Source organism: Aeromonas dhakensis (genome assembly GCF_002285935.1).
GTDB classification, from domain to species: domain Bacteria; phylum Pseudomonadota; class Gammaproteobacteria; order Enterobacterales; family Aeromonadaceae; genus Aeromonas; species Aeromonas dhakensis.
In genome coordinates, this window is the sequence record NZ_CP023141.1 from 4461823 (window position 1) to 4482701 (window position 20879).

General features: G+C 62.6%; 24 protein-coding genes and 1 tRNA gene. 3 read left to right on the top strand and 22 right to left on the bottom strand.

Annotated features, from left to right (window positions below; translation table 11 throughout):
• Positions 1-54: 54 nt before the first annotated feature.
• From hcp to CK627_RS20690, 19 genes are all read right to left on the bottom strand, one after another.
• Entirely contained in the window at positions 55-1704 is a 1650-nt protein-coding gene (gene hcp, locus CK627_RS20600; RefSeq protein WP_095593243.1) for a hydroxylamine reductase, read from the bottom strand.
• Between the two features lie 289 nt (positions 1705-1993).
• Positions 1994-2461: a Dps family protein gene (locus CK627_RS20605; RefSeq protein ID WP_017779811.1), complete on the bottom strand. Its 468-nt coding sequence runs from the start codon at positions 2459-2461 to the stop codon at positions 1994-1996.
• Positions 2462-2586: 125 nt separating this feature from the next.
• Entirely contained in the window at positions 2587-3144 is a 558-nt protein-coding gene (locus tag CK627_RS20610; protein ID WP_095593244.1) for a DUF3833 domain-containing protein, read from the bottom strand.
• Positions 3144-3635: a chalcone isomerase family protein gene (locus CK627_RS20615; RefSeq protein ID WP_082038414.1), complete on the bottom strand. Its 492-nt coding sequence runs from the start codon at positions 3633-3635 to the stop codon at positions 3144-3146. Before CK627_RS20615 ends, CK627_RS20610 begins: the two co-directional genes overlap by 1 nt.
• Positions 3636-3651: 16 nt before the next feature.
• Complete coding sequence (locus tag CK627_RS20620) at positions 3652-3870, bottom strand: TIGR02450 family Trp-rich protein (RefSeq protein WP_011705034.1); 219 nt, start codon at positions 3868-3870, stop codon at positions 3652-3654.
• Entirely contained in the window at positions 3867-4346 is a 480-nt protein-coding gene (locus CK627_RS20625; protein ID WP_095593245.1) for a DUF2878 domain-containing protein, read from the bottom strand. The genes CK627_RS20620 and CK627_RS20625 overlap by 4 nt, the downstream gene beginning before the upstream one ends.
• Positions 4347-4348: 2 nt before the next feature.
• On the bottom strand, positions 4349-5605 hold the full coding sequence (locus CK627_RS20630; RefSeq protein WP_095593246.1) for an SAM-dependent methyltransferase: 1257 nt from the start codon (positions 5603-5605) through the stop codon (positions 4349-4351).
• A complete protein-coding gene (locus CK627_RS20635) occupies positions 5605-6387 on the bottom strand; it encodes a DUF1365 domain-containing protein (protein WP_095593247.1) in 783 nt (260 codons plus the stop codon). Before CK627_RS20635 ends, CK627_RS20630 begins: the two co-directional genes overlap by 1 nt.
• Entirely contained in the window at positions 6384-7643 is a 1260-nt protein-coding gene (locus tag CK627_RS20640; RefSeq protein ID WP_095593248.1) for an NAD(P)/FAD-dependent oxidoreductase, read from the bottom strand. Before CK627_RS20640 ends, CK627_RS20635 begins: the two co-directional genes overlap by 4 nt.
• Positions 7640-8374, bottom strand: a complete 735-nt coding sequence (locus CK627_RS20645; RefSeq protein WP_095593249.1) for an SDR family NAD(P)-dependent oxidoreductase — start codon at positions 8372-8374, stop codon at positions 7640-7642. The genes CK627_RS20640 and CK627_RS20645 overlap by 4 nt, the downstream gene beginning before the upstream one ends.
• Entirely contained in the window at positions 8371-8799 is a 429-nt protein-coding gene (locus CK627_RS20650) for a nuclear transport factor 2 family protein (protein WP_095593250.1), read from the bottom strand. Before CK627_RS20650 ends, CK627_RS20645 begins: the two co-directional genes overlap by 4 nt.
• Before the next feature lies 1 nt (position 8800).
• The gene (gene phrB / locus CK627_RS20655; RefSeq protein ID WP_095593251.1) at positions 8801-10222 is read right to left on the bottom strand and encodes a deoxyribodipyrimidine photo-lyase; all 1422 of its coding nucleotides are present in this window, start codon (positions 10220-10222) and stop codon (positions 8801-8803) included.
• Complete coding sequence (locus tag CK627_RS20660) at positions 10219-11106, bottom strand: MerR family transcriptional regulator (RefSeq protein ID WP_095593252.1); 888 nt, start codon at positions 11104-11106, stop codon at positions 10219-10221. The genes phrB and CK627_RS20660 overlap by 4 nt, the downstream gene beginning before the upstream one ends.
• A 63-nt stretch (positions 11107-11169) precedes the next feature.
• The gene (locus CK627_RS20665; RefSeq protein WP_054544253.1) at positions 11170-12114 is read right to left on the bottom strand and encodes a YbgA family protein; all 945 of its coding nucleotides are present in this window, start codon (positions 12112-12114) and stop codon (positions 11170-11172) included.
• A gap of 172 nt (positions 12115-12286) precedes the next feature.
• Positions 12287-12916, bottom strand: a complete 630-nt coding sequence (locus CK627_RS20670; RefSeq protein WP_010634840.1) for an outer membrane beta-barrel protein — start codon at positions 12914-12916, stop codon at positions 12287-12289.
• 183 nt (positions 12917-13099) lie between these two features.
• A complete protein-coding gene (locus CK627_RS20675) occupies positions 13100-13648 on the bottom strand; it encodes a DUF3157 family protein (RefSeq protein ID WP_095593253.1) in 549 nt (182 codons plus the stop codon).
• Between the two features lie 94 nt (positions 13649-13742).
• Positions 13743-14615, bottom strand: a complete 873-nt coding sequence (locus CK627_RS20680; RefSeq protein ID WP_017779209.1) for an adenine nucleotide alpha-hydrolase family protein — start codon at positions 14613-14615, stop codon at positions 13743-13745.
• Positions 14616-14660: 45 nt separating this feature from the next.
• Entirely contained in the window at positions 14661-14939 is a 279-nt protein-coding gene (locus CK627_RS20685; RefSeq protein WP_005303707.1) for a DUF6482 family protein, read from the bottom strand.
• Between the two features lie 24 nt (positions 14940-14963).
• On the bottom strand, positions 14964-15563 hold the full coding sequence (locus CK627_RS20690) for an HAD family hydrolase (protein ID WP_095593254.1): 600 nt from the start codon (positions 15561-15563) through the stop codon (positions 14964-14966).
• Between the two features lie 341 nt (positions 15564-15904).
• Here CK627_RS20690 and pheA point away from each other — a divergent pair, with 341 nt between their 5' ends.
• Positions 15905-17077 carry a prephenate dehydratase gene (gene pheA / locus CK627_RS20695; protein ID WP_095593255.1) on the top strand — a complete coding sequence of 391 codons (1173 nt, stop codon included), beginning with the start codon at positions 15905-15907 and terminating at the stop codon, positions 17075-17077.
• A gap of 106 nt (positions 17078-17183) precedes the next feature.
• Here pheA and CK627_RS20700 read toward each other — a convergent pair whose 3' ends face one another.
• Both CK627_RS20700 and CK627_RS20705 read right to left on the bottom strand, forming a co-directional pair.
• Positions 17184-17612 carry an LPP20 family lipoprotein gene (locus CK627_RS20700; RefSeq protein ID WP_005303718.1) on the bottom strand — a complete coding sequence of 143 codons (429 nt, stop codon included), beginning with the start codon at positions 17610-17612 and terminating at the stop codon, positions 17184-17186.
• A 14-nt stretch (positions 17613-17626) separates the two neighbouring features.
• Complete coding sequence (locus tag CK627_RS20705) at positions 17627-18247, bottom strand: FlgO family outer membrane protein (protein WP_005303721.1); 621 nt, start codon at positions 18245-18247, stop codon at positions 17627-17629.
• 195 nt (positions 18248-18442) lie between these two features.
• Between CK627_RS20705 and CK627_RS20710 the strand changes: the two genes are divergently transcribed.
• Positions 18443-19597 carry a flagellar assembly protein FlgT gene (locus CK627_RS20710; RefSeq protein ID WP_095593256.1) on the top strand — a complete coding sequence of 385 codons (1155 nt, stop codon included), beginning with the start codon at positions 18443-18445 and terminating at the stop codon, positions 19595-19597.
• A 50-nt stretch (positions 19598-19647) separates the two neighbouring features.
• Positions 19648-19724 (top strand) — tRNA-Arg (locus CK627_RS20715).
• A gap of 117 nt (positions 19725-19841) precedes the next feature.
• On the opposite strand, the gene CK627_RS20720 is transcribed toward CK627_RS20715, so the two are convergent.
• Positions 19842-20642, bottom strand: a complete 801-nt coding sequence (locus CK627_RS20720) for a DeoR/GlpR family DNA-binding transcription regulator (protein ID WP_017763931.1) — start codon at positions 20640-20642, stop codon at positions 19842-19844.
• Positions 20643-20879 lie beyond the last annotated feature (237 nt).

Consider the following 20879-nt stretch of genomic DNA (forward strand, 5'->3'; position numbering starts at 1 on the left):
ATCAGGCTCGCCAAAGGCTTACAACATGCTGAGCGTGTAAGGCTGTCTCTTTGTTCAGGCCGCCAGGATCTCGGCGAGATCGGCTTCTGCGGTAGTGGTTCCTTTCAGGCCGAACTGCTCCTCCAGCACCTTGAGCAGGGCCGGGGTGAGGAAGGCCGGGGCGGTCGGGCCGGTACGGATGTCCTTCACGCCGAGCGCCAGCAGGGTGAGCAGAATGACGATGGCCTTTTGCTCGAACCAGGAGAGCACCAGGGTCAGCGGCAGATCGTTGACACCGCACTCAAACGCTTCGGAGAGCGCCAACGCCAGCTGGATGGCGGAGTAGGCATCGTTGCACTGACCCACGTCCAGCAGACGCGGAATGCCGCCGATGTCGCCGAAGTCGAGCTTGTTGAACTTGTACTTGCCGCAACCCAGGGTCAGCAGCAGGCTGTCCTGCGGGATCGCCTTGGCAAACTCGGTGTAGTAGGCGCGCTCGGCACGGTCACCGTCACAGCCACCGACCAGGAAGAAGTGGCTGATTTCGCCGGCCTTGACCTTGTCGATCACCGCCGGGGCAGCCTGCATCAGGGCATTGCGGGCAAAGCCGATGGTGATGAAGTGCTCCAGCTCAACGTGCTTGAAGCCTTCCAGCGCTTGCGCCTTGGCGATCACGGCGGAGAAATCTTCCCCTTCCAGGTGCGTCACACCCGGCCAGCCGACGATGGAGCGGGTGAAGATGCGATCCGAGTAGTTGCCCACGTTCGGGTCGATGATGCAGTTGGAAGTCATCACCACGGCGCCCGGGAAGTTGGCAAACTCCTTCTGCTGGTTCTGCCAGGCAGAGCCGTAGTTGCCCACCAGGTGCGGGTACTGCTTGAAGAAGGGGTAGGCCAGCGCCGGCAGCATCTCGCCATGGGTGTAGACCTTGATGTCGGTGCCCTTGGTCTGCTCCAGGATGAGCTTGAGATCCACCATGTCGTGACCGGAGACCAGAATGCACTTGCCTGGTACCGGAGTAACGCGTACCTGAGTCGGCTCAGGGTGGCCGAAAGCGGTGGTTTCACCGAGATCCAGCATCTCCATGATCTTGAAGTTGAGCAGGCCAATGTCCATGGCGCACTTGAACAGCGGATCCAGATCGCTCGGATCCGTACCCAGCCAGCTCATGATGCGGTGGAATTCGGCGGCTACCCCGGCATCCTGCTGATCCAGCACCCGGGCGTGCTCCATGTAGGCGGCGGCCCCCTTCAGGCCATAGAGGCAGAGCAGGCGCAGCCCCATGATGTCTTCGTTGACCTCGTTCTTGCCGCGGTTGACCGCGGTCTGCGGTGCCTGGGCCAGCTGTTCCAGCAGCTCGCTACCCGGCTCGAAACGGGCGGCAGCAGGAAGTGTGTCGGCCTGCACCGCCAGCGGTGCCAGCTTGGCAGCCAGCTGCTGGCGATAGCTCAACGCCTGATTGACATAGGCCACGATGCGGGCGGAATCGAAGTTGACGTTGGTGAGGGTGGCGAAGAAGGCCTTGGGCACGAAGGCGTCGATCTCGCTGTCGACGATGCCGTGCTCGCGGGCGGCCAGCGCCCAGGCACTGAGCCCTTGCAGGGTATAGATCAGCACATCCTGCAGATCCGAGGTTTCTGCCGTCTTGCCACACATACCTTGTGCATAGGCGCAGCCGTTGCCTGCCGGGGTACGAATTGTCTGTTCACATTGCACACAAAACATCATGCCTCTCCTAATTGGACATTTCAGTTGTTTGTTTTGTGGCGATTCTATTCCCCTCGTGGAAAACTTAATAGGCATTCAATTTGCCAATTCAATTTTCATTGATGCAGATCAAAAACAAAAAAAGCCGCCCAAACAGGGCGGCAAGCGGGTGGATAAAAGGAGAGACAACTCAGGTTTGCAACAGAACACGGTAAGGGAACGGGTTGGGCTGGCGTCTGGTCAGGTAGCACCAGCCCTTGACTTAATCAAGCCGGCATACTTCGTATGCATCCGGCTTGGTTGGCTATCAGGCCAGGTAAGCTCGCAGCATCCAGACCAGTTTCTCCTGCTGCTGCACATAGTCGGAGAGAATGGACGCAGTCCCTTCATCACCGGCATCGGCGGCCTGCCCCAGGATACGGCGCTGGGCCACCAGCAGTTCGCGGAAACTCTCCAGCAGGGATTCGACGCAGGCACGACCGTCGTGCAGCCCCTTCTGCTCGGCAATGGCGGAAACGTTCAGGTAGTCGCTGAAGCTGTGTAGCGGCACGCCATCCAGGGTCAGGATGCGCTCGGCCAGCGCATCGACCTTCAGCAGCAGGTCGTTGTAAATCTCTTCGAACTTCAGGTGCAGCTCGAAAAACTGGTTGCCGCGGATGTTCCAGTGGAAGCCGCGAACGTTCATGTAAAGGATCTGGTAGCTGGCCAGCAACTTGTTCAGCTCGGCGGCCAACGCTTGTGATTGAACGGTATCAAGACCAATCGGACTCTTCATGTTTCACCTCCAGATTTGACGACCTGGTCATCTTAGAACTCATCAGACTCAAAAGGTAATAGTTAAGATCTAACTGATTGATAGCGAGCGACTATCGTCCGCGTTGCCGACCTAGCGGGGCACACTCATTCAGGCTGCCGCTCGATGTAGAGGATCACCTCCCCCAGCTGGATGCCGAACTTGCTGATGGCGGCCCGGTTGATCAGGCGATTTTCATCCAGCAGATACATCCAGTCATCAAAACTCACCCGCACCACGCTGCCGTCAGGCAGCGCCAGATCGAGCTGATAGCGCCAGTTGAGGGCAAAGCCGGCCGTCTTGCCTACCGCCTCCCCCACCACGTCGGCCGCCGTGCCGCGCCAGTGACCATCCGCCCCCTTGCTCAAAAACCAGGTGCGGGTCTGCTGGCGCCCGTCGTCAAAATAGAACTGCTCGAACAGCTCCCCCTTGCCCCCCTGCCAGTGCCCGCGCATCTCCACCCGAAAACGGCTGGTCACCTCGCCGCTGCGATCGGTCACCAGACCATGCGCCGTCAGCTTGCCATCGAAGAAGCGAGCGAGATCCCACTCGGGGCCCCGATCGCGATACTCCTCCAGACTGCTGCCACAGCCGGCCAGCAGCAGAAGAGGCAATAACAGCAGGTAGCGCCAGATGCAGATGTATTTCATGAATCCCTTTTGCATCAGAACTCTCCTCGCAGGCTACGGGTAAGCGCCGGATCACGGCTCCCTTCTGCCAGCCAGATGGCGAGGAAGGCCGCCGAAAACTGCGGATCGGCGAGGGTGCCGAGCGGCTTGTCCCGCCACCAGAAATGGCCCGCACCACCCTTGTCGACATAGAAGGTGAGCCGGTCACCCGCCTGGACATCGGGCCAGAGCGCGGCGAGCCTGCCAAGCCACTCCTGGCGCTGCTGCTGGCTGCCAAGCCCCAGTCGCTGCCACTCAGCGGCGGTGGCGCTCAAGAGATCTTGCCGTTCGATGGCTCTGGCGTAGGTGAGGCTGAGCGCCTGAGGATAGTGACCCGGCAGATAGCGGCCGTTCTCGCTGTAGAGGGTGGCGTCATAGAGCTTGAACCAGAGCCAACTCATCTCGCCGCGCCCGACCGGGTGCAGCTGCTGCCAGGGGGTGATCGGGGCTTGCCCGGTCTGGGCGAAAGGGGTCAGCGGTAGGCTCAAGCCTGCCAGCAGCAGGCTAATTCCACCCCATGTGCCAATGGGCAGGATCTTCGAGTTCATGCCAGTCCATCTCCTGTTCCAGCAGCGTGTTGATGTCCTGCATCACCACCTGCTGCAGCTGCCCCTGCGCATCGCGCTGACAGGCCACCACCAGATAGAAACGCTCGGTCAGCTCGTGCCGGCTCTCTTTGGTCCATTTGGAAAACAACAAGGTGTCGGTCGAAAAGGTGTTCATCTCGCTTCACCCTCCAGCTTGACCGTTACCCACAGGAGTACGGGTAACCACCACATCCAGATCACCGCCAGCAGTGCCGCACTGACCCCGATGCCCCAGGGTAAGTGTACTGCCCCCATGGCGGCGCCCGCCACATAGGAGGAGCTGCCACCGACCATGCCGAACAGCCCCTGCTGCCAGCGCGGCAAGGGCCGCAGCCAGCGCAGACCGTGGCAGAGAGTCAGGGCAAAGCCGCACCAGAGCAGCACCAGCCAGAGCGGAAAACCGGCGTTGAAATCAAACAGCCCGAGCTGCCAGAGCAGGGCATCGAGCAGGCTGCCGGCAAGGGCAACCGGGATGAGCCGCCAGTCGTGCCAGCGGCGCGGAGAGCAGAGAAAATGAAGCAGCAGCATTGCCAGCAGCGGGCCCGGCTGCTGCCACTTCACTGCCAGCAACCAGTAGAGGTTGAACCCCAGCAGATGGGCCCACTGCCACATGATCAGCGACCGCCGACGGGCAGATCCCCACTCCAGCCGAGTGGGCCCGGTTTGGCCGCTTCCAGCTGCACCAGGCTGATGGTGCGCTCCCAGAATCCCCCCTCGCAGTAGGCGAAATAGAAGTGCCACAACCGAATGAAGTCCTGGCTGTAACCGAGGGCTGGCAGCTCGGGGGCCAGCGCCAGGAAGCGCTCGCACCAGTGGGCCAGGGTGCGGGCATAGTGGTGGCCGTGATCGTGCAGCCGCACCAGCTGCATGTCGGTCTCGCGCGCCAGCAGCCCCGCCATCTGGGAGACGCTTGGCAGGCAGCCGCCGGGGAAGATGTAACGCTGGATGAAATCAACCCCGCGCAGGTACTGGGCATGGCGTTGATCGGCAATGGTGATGGCCTGGATCAGCAGGCGGCCACCGGGTTTGAGCAGCCGCGACAACTGGCGGAAATAGTCCGGCAGGAAGGCGTGGCCCACCGCCTCGATCATCTCGATGGAGACCAGCTTGTCGTAAGTACCCTCCAGCTTGCGGTAGTCCTCCAGCAGCAGGGTGATGCGATCCCCCAGCCCCTCCCTCGCGATCCACTCCTTGGCATAGTCGTGCTGGGCCCGGGAGATGGTGGTAGTGGTCACCCGGCAGCCGTAGTGACGGGCGGCATAGACGGCGAGGCCGCCCCAGCCGGTGCCTATCTCCAGCAGATGATCGTCGGGGCCCAGTGCCAGCCGCTCGCAGATGGTGCGCAGCTTGGCCTGCTGTCCCTCTTCGAGAGTGGCCTCGGCGCTCGGATAGATGGCACTCGAGTACTGCATATGGCTGTCGAGAAAACCTTGATAGAGGGTGTTGCCGAGATCATAGTGGGCGGCGATGTTGGAGCGCGACCCGGTCAGGGTATTGCGATTGAGCCAGTGACGCACCTTGTTGAACGGGAAGCTGAGCCAGCCCAAACGCCGCTCAAGGGAGTCGAGCAGCGGCAGGTTGCGGGCCAGCAGCCGTACCAGCGCCACCGGATCCGGGCTGGTCCAGAGCCCCTCCACCCAGGTTTCCCCGGCGGCGATGCTGCCCCCCAGCAGCAGGCGGCGATAGAAGGCCGGATCCTGCACCACCAACTCGGCGTGCAGGTCGGTGCCCGCCACGCCAAAACTGTGACGCTCAGCGCCATCCCGCAGCAGCAGCTGGCCGTGTTCGAGGCGACCCAGCAGATTGAGCAGCAGTTGCCTGGCCCCCTTGTCGATGAAAGAGGCAGAGAGGGTTGATTGCACAAGTTCCATTAGCGGCTCTCCGGATGGGTGAAAATGGGGGTTCGTTTGATAAAAAGACGCAGGGCCTGCCAGTAGATCCCGAGCAGCACCTTCATGGTCATCCAGGGCCAGCGGGCCAGCAGGGCCACCAGCCCCTTGCGCGACAGCGGTGCCCGGCGCAGTGCCAGGGTGGCGTCAAACAGCTTGGCCTCCCCGGATACGGGATGACTCTCGATGTGGATCAGTGTCTCCTGCGCGGGCGGGCGAATGCGCCAGTGGTAGCGCATCGCCAGCCCCATGAAGGGGGAGACGTGAAAATCCTTGTCGTGGGGGGTCAGCGCCGCCAGATCCAGCAGGTAGTAGTGACGCTCGTTCCAGGGGGTATTCGACACCTCCGCCAGCAGATAGCGCGCCTCTCCCTGCCGGTAGCAGAAGTAGAAGTTGACCGGGCTGAAGTAGAACCCCAGACAGCGCACGTTGCCAAGCAGCAGCACCCGCCCCTCGGGCTCGGCATCGCCACCCAGTTCGCTCACCTTCTGCCACACCGCCTGCTTGAGCGGCCCATCGCTGCCACGCAGGTAGTCGTCGCGACGAAACGAGAGCAGCCCTGCCCGCTCCACCCCGAACCAGCGCCCGCGATCGAGCTGTGGCAGCTCGTCGAGATCCAGCCCCAGCATGAAGAGGTTGTAGGAGAAGGCATGGGCGCGCGGTGCGAAGCGACGATGGCGCACCGACCCCTGCCAGATGGCGCTGAGGGTGCCGGTCATGGCCTCGGCACTCGCCTCCTGGCCTGCCAGAACTGCACCCTTCATAGCTCGGCCCCGAACCGTCTGGCTACGTCCAGGGCGCTGCGCACCCCGTCTTCGTGAAAGCCGTTGTACCAGTAGGCGCCGCAGAAGTGGGTGTGTTGCTGACCGCAGATCTCGGCCCGCCGCTGCTGGGCGGCGATGGAGGCCTGATTGAACACCGGATGGTGATAGACGAAGCGGCGCAGCACCTTGCTCTCGTCTACCTTGCCTTGCGGATTGAGGCTGACACAGAAGGGCTCTGGCGAGCTCACCCCCTGCAAGATGTTCATGTTGTAGCTCACCAGCGGCCGCGCCCCGTCATCCTCCCCCAGCTGATAGTTCCAGCTGGCCCATGCCTTGCGCCGCACCGGCAGGCAGGAGGCATCGGTGTGCAACCAGACATCGTTGGCCTGATAGGGCATGGCGCCGAGAATGGCCTGCTCCCGCTCGCCCGGGTCCGTCAGCAGGGCCAGCGCCTGATCGCTGTGACAAGCGAGGATCACCTCGTCAAACCGCTCCTCGCCATGGCGGCTCTGGATCAGTACCCCGTCCGCCTGACGCCGGATCCCCTGCACCGGGCAGGCCAGGCGAATGTTTGCCTGCCAGCCGGCCGTCAGCGGACCTATGTATTCCCGCGAGCCACCCGGGATCACATACCACTGGGGGCGATTGGCCACCTCAAGCAAGCCGTGGTTGGCAAAAAAGCGCAGAAAGAAGCTCAAGGGGAAGGCGCGCATATCGGCCAGGGTTGATGACCAGATCGCCGCCCCCATCGGCAGGATATAGTGACGGGCGAAGTAGTCGCTGAACTCACCTACCTGCAGAAAATCCCCCAGGGTCAGCTCGAGGCCGGCCCCCTGCTGTTGCCCATCGGCCAGCCAGGCCCGCGCCTCCCGATTGAAGCGCAGGATCTCGGCGACGAAGCCGTAGAAGCGCGGGCTCAACAGATTGCTGCGCTGGGCAAACAGGGTGTCGAGGTTATGGCCGTTGTACTCCAGCCCCTGCGGGCTTTTCACCGAGAAGCTCATCTCGGCCGGCTGGCGCGCCACCCCGATCCGTTCAAGCAGTCTCAGGAAGTTGGGGTAGGTGCGATCGTTGAAGACGATGAAGCCGGTATCGATGGCATAGCGGCGCCCCGCCTGCTCCACATCGACTGTGGCGGTGTGCCCACCCAGGGTCGGCGCCGCCTCGAACAGGGTGATGTCGTGCAGCTTGTGGAGCAGGAAACCGGCGGTCAGGCCTGAAATGCCGGAGCCGACGATGGCGATCTTTTTCTTCATGAAGGGCGTCCTTTCGATACGAGTGTGCGGCCAAGGCGCAGCCAGAGCCCCGTCGGCAGCGCACCGAGCAGGCGCAGCAGCCAGATGAAGCGGCGGGGAAAGTGGATCTGGTGGCGACCGGCGGCGAGCCCGTCCATGATGGCGCGGGAAGCCTCTTCCACCGTCACCAGACAGGGCATGGGAAAATCATTTTTGGCGGTGAGCGGGGTCTGGACAAAGCCGGGGCGGATCAGGGTCACCCCAATCCCTTTGCCGGCCAAATCCAGGCGCAAGGTATCCGCCAGATAGTCGAGGGCCGCCTTGGAGGCGCCATAGGCTTCGGCCCTGGGCAGCGGCAGCCAGCTCACCGACGAGCTGACGATGGCAAGGCGCCCGCCCGCCCCCAGCAGCGGCAAGAAAGCGGCCAAGGCGTGGCCGGTGGCAACGAGGTTGGTCTCGATGACCCGGGCAAACAGGGCGCCGTCAAACCCCTCGTTCACCGCCATGTACTCGCAGTTGCCGGCATTGAGGATCACCAGGTCAACCCGCGGCAAGCCGGCTGCCGCCTCGCTCACGGCGTTTGCATCGCGCCCGTCAAACTGCAGCGGCGTGATACCGTGGCGCCCCAGAGCCAGCAGCCGCTCGCCATCGCGCCCGCAACCCCACACCTGCCAGCCGGCGCGCCGATAATCGAGCGCCAGCTGATAGCCGATACCGGAGGTGGCGCCGGTGATCAGCACCCGGCCGCTCATGCGCCCAGCCTCCCCTTGATGGTGCGCACCACGGCCCCAAGCAGCGGCAACTGCTCGTAGAGCATGGCGCCAAGGTCAAAATAATCCCGGTGCAGGCACACCTTGCCCGCCTCGTCGAACTCGAGGCGGGTGGCCCCCTCCACCGTCACCGGCGCACCACCACGCAATCTGGGGTGAGAGAAGGTCATGGTCCAGCCGAGCCAGGCTTGACGCTCCTGTTGCAGCTGGCTGGTGATGACGAAACGGCAGTAGGCCAGGCGCTGATAGAGGGCGGAAAAATAGTCGGTGAGCGCCGCCAGCCCCTCGATGCGGTGAGCAGGATCGGTAAAGACCACCTCGTTTGCATAGACCTCGGGCAAACGGTGCAACTCATCTCGGTTTAGCTGCTGATAGAGGGCCACAAAGCGGGCCAGCGACTCATCCATGCTATTTCTCCAGGGCGCGAAACATCTCGATGGCTCTCACCCGGGCAACGGCGTGATCCACCATGGGGGCCGGATAATCGTGCCGCCCCTTGAGCCGCAACCAGTTGTGGGGCTGGTGCAGATAGGCGGCAGGCAGATCAGCCAGCTCAGAGACCCAGGTACGAATGAACTCCCCTTGCGGATCAAATCGTTGCCCTTGGGTGGTGGGGTTGAACACCCGGAAATAGGGCGCCGCATCGGCCCCGGTGCCCGCCGCCCACTGCCAGCCGCCGTTGTTGGCCGCCAGGTCGCCGTCGATCAGCCGGCTCATGAAGTAATCCTCCCCGAGCCGCCAATGGATGTGCAGATCCTTGGTGAGAAAGCTCGCCACTATCATCCGCAGCCGGTTGTGCATCCAGCCGGTGGCGTTGAGGCAGCGCATCGCCGCATCGACGATGGGGTAGCCGGTACGCCCCTCACACCAGGCGGCGAAGGCATCCGGATCCCAGCTCCACGGCAGGGCCGATGTCTCCGGTTTGAAGGGCCGACTCATGGAAAGGGTCGGGATCAGCACCAGCAGGTGGCGATAGAACTCGCGCCAGATGAGCTCATTGAGCCAGACAAAGCCGGGCTGAGCCTTGGACTGGGGCCGGTAGCCAAGCCGCTGCTGGAGCGCCGCCACGCACTGGCGCGGGCTGATGATGCCGGCCGCCAGATAGGGGGAGAGCACAGAGGTGCCCGCGATGGCAGGAAAATCGCGGGTCTCGCCATAATCCAGCACCGCCTGCTCCAGAAAGTCATTCAGACGGCGGCTGGCTTCCGCCTCCCCCACCGGCCAACGGGGGTCAGCCGTCAGCTCGCCGAGGGCGACATCGACGAAGTCCCGCTCGGCCAACGGCTGCCATGGTAGCGGCTCGCCACGAGCAGTGGGCGCGCGATGAATGACGAAACCATCCTCGTCGAGGGCCTTGAGCCAGGCACGGCTGAAGGGGGTGAAAACCTTGAACATCTCGCCAGAGCCGGTCAGCACCCGCCCCGGCGGCAGCACGCAGCAGCCGTTGAACCAGTGACAACCAATCCCCTGTTCTGCCAGCGCGGTAGTGACGGCCTGATCCCGTCGCAGCTCGTCGATCTCGATGGCCTGATTGGCGTAGAGCTGGGTTACCCCCAGCTCGCGGCCAAGATCTGCCAGCGCCGCCGGCACCTCGGCAAAAGTCTCCACTCGCAGTAGATGCAGCGGGATGCCGAGCGCCGCCAGATCGCGGCCCAGCGCATCGACCTGGGCCAGTAGAAAACGCTGACGGACGGGGGCCAGCTTGTGCTGTTGCCACTGGGTGGGGGAGAGGATATAGAGCGCGGCGACCGGTTCATCATTGGCGCAACCGTGACGCAAGGCCGGGTTGTCGGCCAGACGCAGATCATTGCGAAACCAGACCAGCTTCATGATTTTTTCCTCCCGCGTCCGCTGGCACCAACCGCTGCTGGCATGTCTGCCATCGCCTCGGCAAGGTCCGCCTGCCAGCCATAGGCTTTAAGCCACTCGCCATCGTAGAGGCGCCCCAGCTCGCCAAAGAAGCGGGTACCGGCGGGCCAGCCGGCGGCCAGATCCGGCTTGCCAAGGCCGGCCCCCAGCAGCACCAGCCAGGGGGTAACGGCACGCCCCTCCAGCAGGCTGGCATGGCGCGGTTCCACCGCCCCCAGCAGTTGCACCTCATGGCCCTGACCGATCAGCTCGTAGGCGGCCCAGACCAGGTCGAGCGGGCCGACCTGCCCCCAGCTCGCCAGGGTGACCGGCACGCCCTTCTCCTGCTCGATGAGGTGGCGGGCAAAGCGGGTATGCAGCCAGCCCAGCCACACCTGTTGCAGCAGTTCGCCATCCGGCCGCTCGCGCCACAGCCCGAGCAGCCGCTCCACCAAGGGTTGCAGTACCCGGCTGCGTACCAGCTCGAACGGGTAGCTCGCCAGCAGGTCGTTGAGCTCTGCCTCCGCCTTGCGCTGGTTGAAAGCGAGCAGCGCCTGACTGAACTGCTCCAGGGTCTGCTGCCAGTGATCGCTCACCGGCTGGGCATGGGGTTCACTCAGGAGCCCCTTCACCTGCCCGATGCTCACTCCCCGCTCCAGCCAGCTCAGGATCTCGCCGATCTGGCGGATGTCCTGCTCGCTGTAGAGGCGGTGGCCCTTCTCGGTGCGGGCCGGCTGCACCAGCCCGTAGCGGCGCTGCCAGGCGCGCAGGGTGACGGCGTTGACACCGGTGAGGCGAGAGACCTCGCGAATAGGGTAGATCCCCTCCTCCGGCGAAAGAGAAGCGGCGTGCGGTAAATCAGACATAACGGCATCCAGCAAAGGTTGAGGGAGAGGCCCCGGCCATCCGCCGGGACCTGCACAGGATATTCAGAGCCCGTAGCGCAGTTTCAGCGTGTCGGGGTGCGGATTGAGGTACACCTGCTCGGCGAGATAGGGATTGGGGTACTCGCGCAGGTAGTGGCGGATCAGGGTGAGCGGCACCAGCAGCGGAAAGACGCCGGTACGGTACTTGTCGATGGTGTCGCACAGCTCCTGCTTCTGGGCCGGGGTCAGCACCCGCTTGAAGTAGCCCTGCAGGTGCATCAGCACATTGGTGTGACTGCGCCGGTTGGCCCGCAGGGTCAGCGCCGCCATCAGCCCCTTGATGTAGCTGTCGGCCACCTGCTGCAGGTCGGCCCTGGCCAGGTTGCCGAGCAGCTTGCCGAGCGCACGGTAGTGGGTGGTGGCGTGGGAGAGCACCAGGTACTTGTAGCGGGAGTGGAAGCGGATCAGCGCAGAGGCGGTGATGCCGCGCGCACAGAGCTGCTGCCAGTCGTGGTAGGCGAAGACCCGCAGCACGAAGTTTTCCCGCAGGATGGGATCGCACAGTCGGCCATCCTCTTCGACCGGCAGCAGGGGATTGGCCTCCATCAGCGCCTTGGCAAACAGGCCGACCCCCTCCTTGGCACTCCCCTCGTTGTTGGCGCCATAGATCCGCACCCGCTCCATGCCACAGCTGGGGGATTTGGCGCAGAGGATGTAGCCGGAGATGAAGTCGAGCTGGCGCGCCTTCTGCTCGCTGAAGGCGATGAGCTGATCGGTGACGTCGAAGCTGCCGTTGCTCGCCTCGGCACGGATCTCGCCGTTACGCTTCACCAGCCGGATGGCGGCGCGGGGCGCCCCGAGGCCAATGGCCATCTCGGGACAGACAGGGTGATAGTCAAAGTGGGCACCGAGATCTCGCTCGCAGAAGCTGGAACGCTTGTGGCCCCCGTCGAACCGTACCTCCTGCCCCAGCAGGCAGGCACTGATACCAACCTTGATCTTGTACATGTCATCACTCCTTGTATAAGTCTGAATCAGTTATAGCAGTTATACAAAAAAACGGAAGTTGTATAACTATTGAGGACTGATACGGCGCAAGGGTGAAGGGTGGATCAACCGGAAATGAAAAAACCCATGACCGAAGTCATGGGTAAAAATGAAGACACTACAGGAAGGATGATTAGAAGCTGTACTTCACACCCAGGCTGGTGATGGAACCCTGTTGCAGATCCCACTTGCGATAGGTGTAGTCGGCGGTGAGGGCCAGGTTCTGGCTCACCTTGTAGGCGGCGCCCACTTTGAAATCGTGCATGTCGTCGGTCATGTTGGCGTAGCGGTAAGCGGTGGAGAGCTCGACGGCGCCGATGTCGTAGCGCAGACCGGCCTCACCGTACATGCTGCCGCTGTTCTTGCGGGTGATGACGTCCCAGCCGCTGTCTTTGACGTTGGCAGCCACCTGACGTTCCATGGTGTAGCCCATCAGGCCCGCTTCCCCATACAGGTTCAGACCTGTGCTGAGTGGGGTGTAGACACCCAGACCCAAGCTGGAGATGCCCATGCTGTCGTTGCCGCTGTTGCGGGAGGTGTACTCGCTGCCCAGACGACCGTAGAAGTTGGAGCCGAAGCTCTTGGAGAGATCCAGGTTCAGACCGCCGAAGTCGCGGTTGTTGCTATCTTTGCCGCCAATGTAGTCTGACTTGGTGTGCGCCCAAGTCAGACCGCCTTTGGCGTAGCTGAAGGCATCCTCAGCCAGAGCGGAAGTAGAAGCGAAACCGGCCAGAACCAGAACAGAAAGTGCAACTTTTTTCATTTTGATGACTCCATCGTTGAGCTAGTTGAGACCTAGCTGGAATGGGGTCATTGTGCAGAGGACGGGGAGAAATGCCGAGCGGCAAGCTGTTGCCAAACCATGTCAGATGTAAGCAACTGTTGCTGACGGTTACCGGGTTAACAATCAAGACAGGCTCCACGAAGGAGCCTGTTGCATGAGGGATCAGCGGAACTCCACTTCCTCAATCTCGACCCGCACCAGGGGTTTGCCGGTCAGCCCGGCCGGGCGCGGCACCTCCAGCACCATGGAGGGGCGCTGCTGGCCCTTGCGCAGATAGGACTCCGGCAGACGGTTCTCGCCGACCCAGAAGCGGGCCTCCTGCTTGACCAGCTGGGCCCCCTGCTCGCTGAACAGGGTGACGCTGCCGCGCACCCGCACCACGTTGCGGGTGCCGGTGTTGCTCACCATGAATTGCAGTTGCAGGGGATCCGAGCCTTCCAGCTTGGCGAGCTTGACGCCGATCCCGTCCTTGACGGCCTGGGCCAGCAGATCCGGGTTGTTCATCGCCTGCTCGGTCAGCACCGGCACGGCCACCGTGCCCTGCACCGCGCTGCCGTCGGCGGCGGGCTTGAGCAGCAGGTATTCCCAGGTGAAGTCATCGTTGAGCTGCACTTGGCGACCATCCGGCAGGGTCACCTGGGTGAGCGGGGCGGCCTGTGCCAGCAGGGGCGACAAGCAGAGGGCAACCAGCAGACGGGACAAGGGTTTCATAGGGTGGTGACTCGCGTCGATGGAAAAGGGCGTCAGTATAAAGAGTCCGCCGCACCTTGCCTATGACCGCTCTCACGTTCCTGCCCTCGGCTGCCTAGACCACCAGCTCCTGCCGCTCCTCCGCCGGCATCATGTCCAGGGTCACCAGATCGAACGCCGTGCTCTTGAGGGCGGTGAGGATATCCGGCTGCAGATCGAACGCCCGGGCTCGCAACCGGGCCGGCAGCCGTACCCGGGCCAGGGTGGTGGCCCGATCGCCCAGGGTATGGAAAAACACCTGCGCCTCCTCCAGCCCCATGTCGGCCAGCATCTGCTCCGCCATGTCCACCATCCGCAGATGACGGCGATCCACCAGCTCGGGATCGGAGAAGCGGTGGCTCAGGCAGCCGTGGGCGCTCTTGCCCCAGCGTCCCAGCTGACGTTTGTTGAAGCCGTAGCGAAAGTCCCTGTGGGTCATGCCCTGTTTGGCGAACAGCCAGAGGGTGTTGTCCGGCAGGCTGCCGAATCGGCGCAGATACTCCCGCAGCTCCTCGACCGGCGCGGGCAGCAGCAGGGGCAGGTGGCTCCAGTCGGTTTCCAGCGCGGTGAGGTGACAGATGTAACGCACCGGATCGATCACCTCGTTGAGGTGGCGCAGGTGATCGCAGAAGATCATCTCATCGGTCTTGATGACCCGCTGCTCGATGCCGTAACGCTGGCAGTAACGTTTGGCACGCGCCACTTCCTTGCGGCTGCGGGTCGGGCTGTCCAGAGTGATGGCGCGGATCCGGATGCCGCTGGCGCGGCACAGATCCATGCTGTAGCAGGACTCCAGTCGACCGGAGAAGGAGACCGCCAGTTCGCCGTAGCCAGCCAGGGTCTCGATAAGCGACTGCTCCCTGGTCTGAAAGGTCTGATCGTATCCTCGATTCAGCACAACGATATTGGCATCCATAACAACGGCACCGGATGATGAATTGGGCGCCATTGTGCAGTAATAATCCTGAATAAACCCTTAAAGAATACGGATAAACTAGAATTTAATGATTATTTCATACCAATTATCATCATATTCATCCAGTTGAGTGTCATAAATCCGCAGTTTCGCCTGATGAACCTGGTGCATGCGCAGAAAACCCTCGGCCTGCTCGAGGGAGGCGAACGTCAGCCTGCCCCCCTCGCTGTCGGTGAGGCACTGCATCTCCCCATCCACCTCGACGCAGAGCTGATAACCGCTGCCATCCAGACAGGCGATCAGCAGCCCCGCATCCGGATAGTGACTGAGCCAATTGCGAAACCTGCCGTGTTCCATAACTTACCCCGCGTTCCCGCCCGCTCAGGCCGGCAGGTAACCCTGTGCCACCAGCTGCTGGCGACAACTGTATGCATCGGTAAACACCAGGCCGCCGATCCCCTGCGTCTGTGCAGCGGCCACGTTGGCCGGGCTGTCATCGATGAACAGGCACTGCTCGGCCCGCAGATCGAACGACACCAGCAGATAGCGGTAGATATCCGGCTCCGGCTTCATCATCCGTACCCTTGCCGACACCACCTTGCCGCTGAAGAAGCGCCAGAAATCCTGATGTTGCTCCAGCCAGTCGATGCTGGCATGGCCCATGTTGGAGAGTGCGTAGAGGGTGTGCCCCTCCCCGTGCAGTGCCTCTATCAGGCTCAGCATAGCGGGATCCGGCACAAGGGATGGCGGCACCGCCTGCAAAATGGCCAGATTCTCCGCCGTCGACAGGCCGGTTCGCGTCTGCGCCTGACGGGCCATGGTGTGCAGCGACAGGGTCCCCCGGTCCACTTCCAGCCAGTCGCCATGGTTGAACAGTTGCTCCGCCAGCTGCTCCGCCCCGTGCGGCCCCCGTACCGAGCGCACGATGCCGACCGGATCCCAGCTCACCACCACTCGTCCCAGATCGAAAATAATCGCCATTCTCACCTCCAGCTCTCTGCTTCATCACGACGGCAAGCGGGCCCATTCGACACACGCCTGCCTCCGCAGGCTCACGCCCCTACCCTGCCCCGTTCGCCACCCACGGGCAAGTTTTACTTGCATCGTACGGTCAAATCCCTTAATGCTTATGGCGTTACCTCAAGGACACACTCATGCACGCACCATTCTTTTTTGCTTTCTCGTTTATCCGGCCCTCATGAGGGAAGGCCAGTCGTCACGTGAAGCACTCGCGTAAACAGAAAGCAAAGACGAATCGAGCCTCCCCTAGCGGAGGTTTTTTTTGCAGCCACCACAATCGATTACTTGGATAGGGAACCATCATGGCAACGCTCGACGAGATCAGACAAGACATCACCCAGTTGGATCAGGAGCTGCTCGCCCTGCTGGCCAAACGCAAGACCCTCAGCATCGAGGTCGCCCGCGCCAAGCAGGCCAACCCGCGCCCGATCCGCGATCCTCAGCGCGAGCAGGATCTGCTGGTCGCCCTGATCCAGAAAGGGCGCGGACTGGGGCTGGATGCCCAGTACATCACCCGCATCTATCACACCATCATCGAAGACTCGGTGCTCTCCCAACAGGCCTATCTGCAGAGCCTGCTCAACCCGGAGCAGCAGGAGCCGATGACCAGCGTCGCCTATCTGGGGCCGCGCGGTTCCTATTCCAGCCTCGCCGCCCGCAAGTACCTTGCCCGCTACAAGGATCAGGTGATCGAGGTGAACTGCCAGAATTTCCGCGAGGTGCTGGATGCGGTGGAGTCGGGCCGCGCCGCCTTTGGCGTGCTGCCCATCGAGAACACCAGCTCGGGCTCCATCAACGAGGTGTACGACGTGATGCAGCACACCAGCCTCTCCATCGTCGGTGAGCTCACCTACCCCATCGAGCACTGCATCCTCACCGCCGTGCCCACAGAGCTGTCCCGCATCAAGACCTTCTACGCCCACCCGCAGGTGTTCCAGCAGTGCTCCCATTACCTCAGCAAGCTGGAAGGGGCGCGCCACGAGATCTGCGACTCCTCCTCCAGCGCCATGATGAAGGTCAAAGAGCTGGCGAACCCCGAAGCGGCGGCCATCGGCAGCGCAGCCGGCGGCGAGCTGTATGGGCTGGACGTGCTGGCCGAGCAGCTGGCCAACCAGAAGGAGAACTACAGTCGCTTCATCGTGGTGGCGCGCAAGCCCATCGACGTGGCGCCGCAGATCCCGGCCAAGACCACCCTCATCATGTCCACCTCCCAGAAGCCGGGCTCCCTGGTGGAAGCGCTGCTGGTGCTGCGCAACAACGAGATCAACATGACCAAGCTGGAATCCCGGCCGGTGCAGGGCAACCCGTGGGAGGAGATGTTCTACCTGGATGTCTCCGCCAACCTCAACACCCCGTCCATGCAGGCCGCGCTGATGGAGCTGACCAAGATCACCCGCTACATCAAGGTGCTGGGCTGCTACCCGAGCGAAGATGTCAAGCCGACCACAGTGCCGCCGGTGCTGATGGGCGGCTGATCCGCCAAGGTTGGGCCGACCCGGGTATCAACCGGCCGACACCGCCCATGAAAAAGGCGACCCTCTGGGGTCGCCTTTTTGTGGTCCATTCGCCGCGGGCACGCCGTCAGAACTGGCCTGCCATCAGCTGGTTGATGTTGTAGAGGGCGCGAGTATCGAGCTCCATCTCGGTGGCATAGGTGTTGCCGCGGGGATAGGAGGCCACCACCCTGGCGCCGCGTACCATGCCCGCCACCGACACGTCCAGCGAGTTGGAGGTCTGGGTCAGGTCCTTGTAGCTGCTCTGGCCACGCACCTGCTGGCCGTTGAGCTGCTCGGCCAGCTCGCGATAGGCATCCATCTTGGAGGCGCGAATGGCCTGCAGCATCTTCTCGGACTGGGAGGGGCCGGGCTGGATGTCGATCACCGCGTAGCCGACCGCCTTGAGTACCGGGAAATCATCCGGCTTGTTGTTGCCGCCGTAGTTGACCACCCGATTGCCGCCGCTGCACGCCGTCAGCAGCAGGGCCAGCAGGCATCCGAACAGGATTCTCATTGCGTCTACTCCTTTCAGGGCGTCAGGTTGACCAGATGGCCGCCGGGACGCGCCTGGCTGTCACGCATCAGGTAACCACGGTTGATCGAGGCCCGGCCAAACGAATTGTTGGCACCGAACAGGTATTTCTGCGGGATCATGCTCTGGGCCGTGGTCTCCACCATCTTGGTACGCAGGTCGATGATGCGGGCGTTGACCAGGATCCCCTTGCTGTTGCGGCTGAAGGTGCCGACCAGGATGCGGGAGATGGGCAACCGGGGAGAGAGATCCTTGTAGTTGCGGCTCAGCACGAAATCCCCCTGCGGGGTGACCTTGATGCTGCCGGTCAGCTTGAAGTCCACCACCACCTCACCACGCCGGTTCAGCTCGTAGATAAAACTCTCCTCGATCTGCTGGCCCATCCAGTTGGTGTCCTGCAGGGTGTCGAGATCGACGAAGGAGGCGACCGCGATGGGCTCGGTCAGGGTGGTGAGCGACTTGCGCTCCATCAGCTGATCGGTCATGCGAGCCACCAGCCAGTTGAGTTCCATCCCCTGCGCCGCCTGGCGCGGATCACCCAGATCCCGGTTGATGGGGTCGGTGCCGCAACCGGCCAATGCCAGAGCGAGCGCCAACGCCGTGATGAGTTTGTTCATGGATACCTTTCCTGTATCTGCACCTGATTTGTTATCGGTTCGACCGGCCAAAGCTTGAGCCGGGAATGAGGCATGGATCTTGCTAAATATTCGCGGTGTGCTGTGCAACCGGCACGGCTCTGTGATCTGTATCGGCCGGCGACCTCACTTCGACAGGGGTGAATCGCGCCGACCCGCATATTCAAGGTGTTTGTCATGAAATTATCGCTGCTGTTAACCCTGCTGCTGGCCAGTCTGTCGGCCCGGGCCGAGATCATCGAGGCGCAGGGCAGTGCCGCCATCCTGGGTGGGGACGAGGTCTACGCCCGCGAGCAGGCGACCCGCGATGCCCTGCGGCAGGCCCTGCTGGCGAGCGGCGCCGCTGTCTCCAGCATCCAGCGCCTGGAAAACGGCAGCCTGCGCTCCGAGCAGATCCAGATCCGCTCCGGCGGCGACATTCGCCAGTACCGGCTCAAGCGGGAAGAGGTGCGCAACGGCCGCATGTACATCACAGTGATGGCCGACATTCAGGCCGAGCGCCAGATCTGCCAGACCCAGCACTACGCCAAGGATTTGACGCTGGTGCGGCTGCGGCTGCGCTACCCCGAGCAGGCGAGCTACGGCGCCCTCGACGACATGCCCGCCAACCTGTCACGCCGCATGTTCGAGGCGCTGGCCAGCGCGCCGCAAGGGGTGGCCGTGCGCCAGTGGCTGGACGAAAACCTGCGCATCGACCCGCTCCACCTGCAGCAGGGGGATCGCAGCGCCCTCGAAGAGATCAAGGCGCTCAGCCTGCGCACCGACAGCCAGTACCTGGTGCTCGGCAGCATCGATGATCTCTCCCTCGAGCCGCAGGGCAACCAGCTGACCAGCTGGTATGAAGATCCCATCCGCAACTTTCGCATGCAGCTCTATCTGTTCGACGGCATCAACGGCAGCCTGCTCGGCCGCAAGGAGTACCAGGGCCGGGCCAACTGGACCTTCGCCAAGCGGGATCAGGTGGGCAGCAGCAGCGGCCAGTTCTGGCAGTCGAGCTACGGCCAGGAGGTCAACTACCAGTTGCAGGAGGCGGTGCAGGATCTGGTGGCCCAGCTCAGCTGCGCCCCGGTCACCGCCCGGGTGGTCAGCCAGAACGAGCGCGGCCCCTACATCAATCTGGGCCGCCGCAATGGCGTCCGGCTCGGGGATCAGTTCCGCATCCAGCACGATGCCGATTTCATCGATCCCTACGGCAAGGCACGCATGCTGCGCAACCCGGCCGACGGCCTGTTCGAAGTGGTGCAGGTATTCGAGGATGGCGCCATCATCAGCAGCCAGAACAAATATTCGCCGTTTAACATCCAGATCGGCGATCTGGCAGTATTGGAATAAGAATCAAGGGTTTAAAAGGGAGCCGCTTCTTGTATAATGCCGGCCACAAGGTTCCCGTAGCTCAGCAGGATAGAGCGGTCCCCTCCTAAGGGACAGGCCACTGGTTCGACTCCAGTCGGGAACGCCATACAAAACAAGGGGTTGGCATCGTCATGATGCCAACCCCTTGCTCGTTTTTGGTCAAGGCCGCCGTTCGGCCGATGGCGGGTGCGTCGGCAGCCCGTCGCCACCGACCCAGCCCGGACTAGCCTGCCAGCTCAGTGGAATAGTGTGCATCCCCTCCCAGCGGAACCAACGTGAGCCTGACACCGTGCTGGGCCAGCACCTCGCGCGCACTCTCGGGCAGTTGCCCGTCGCTGATGACCTGATCGATCGCTTCCCAGCCCACCACGTTGAAGGTGCCCACCTTGCCGTATTTGGAGGAGTCGCAGATAAGTATTCGGGTCGCGGCAGCCTCCACCACGGCGCGCTTGACCGGCACCTTCTGCTCGCTGGGAGTGGAGATCCCCAGGGCATCCCAGGAGGAGGCCGACAAGAAGGCCACATCAAGATGCAGATTGCGCAGGAAGTGGGCGGTCGCCTCGCCGGCGCAGGACTGGTTCTCCCGAATGACCTGCCCGCCGGTGTGGTAGAGGCGGCCGCGGCCATGCTCGATCAGGTAGGCGCACACCATGAAATCGTTGGTCACTATCATCAAGTCTTCCCGCGGCGCCAGCTCGCGGGCCAGCTCGAGGGAGGTGGTACCCGCATCCAGATAGACGGAGCTGCCCGCAGCCACCTGCGCCGCGGCACTGTGTGCAATGGCGAGCTTCGCCTCCTGCATCAGGCTGCGCTTGGTGGCGTGGGAGGGCTCGCTCTTGATCCGCTCGGAGAGGCTCACGCCCCCCGACACCGAGAGGACTCGCCCCTGCTCTTCGAGCTTCTGGATATCGCGCCTGATGGTCATGTGGGATACCTGCAGCCGTTCGGTCAGTTCCGTGATGCTGACGGCACCGCGCTCGGCCAGCAGGTGCAGGATCTGTTGCTGTCTCTCTACGGGGATCATGGGCAATCCGTAACGCTAAAACGAGCACCCATGTTACCCCAGCGGGATGGGAAATTTTGATAAAAAAGCAAATCAAGGCTCACAATTCACAACAAATCACATCCAAACCGCCACAAAAGTCACTCAATCGGCTCCATCTCGTTTAAAATAACAAAAATTAACACCACTTAAGTTAAATTTTGTGATATCTGCCTGATATTTCACCACCACAAACCCCTACTATCGGTTCATTCGTTG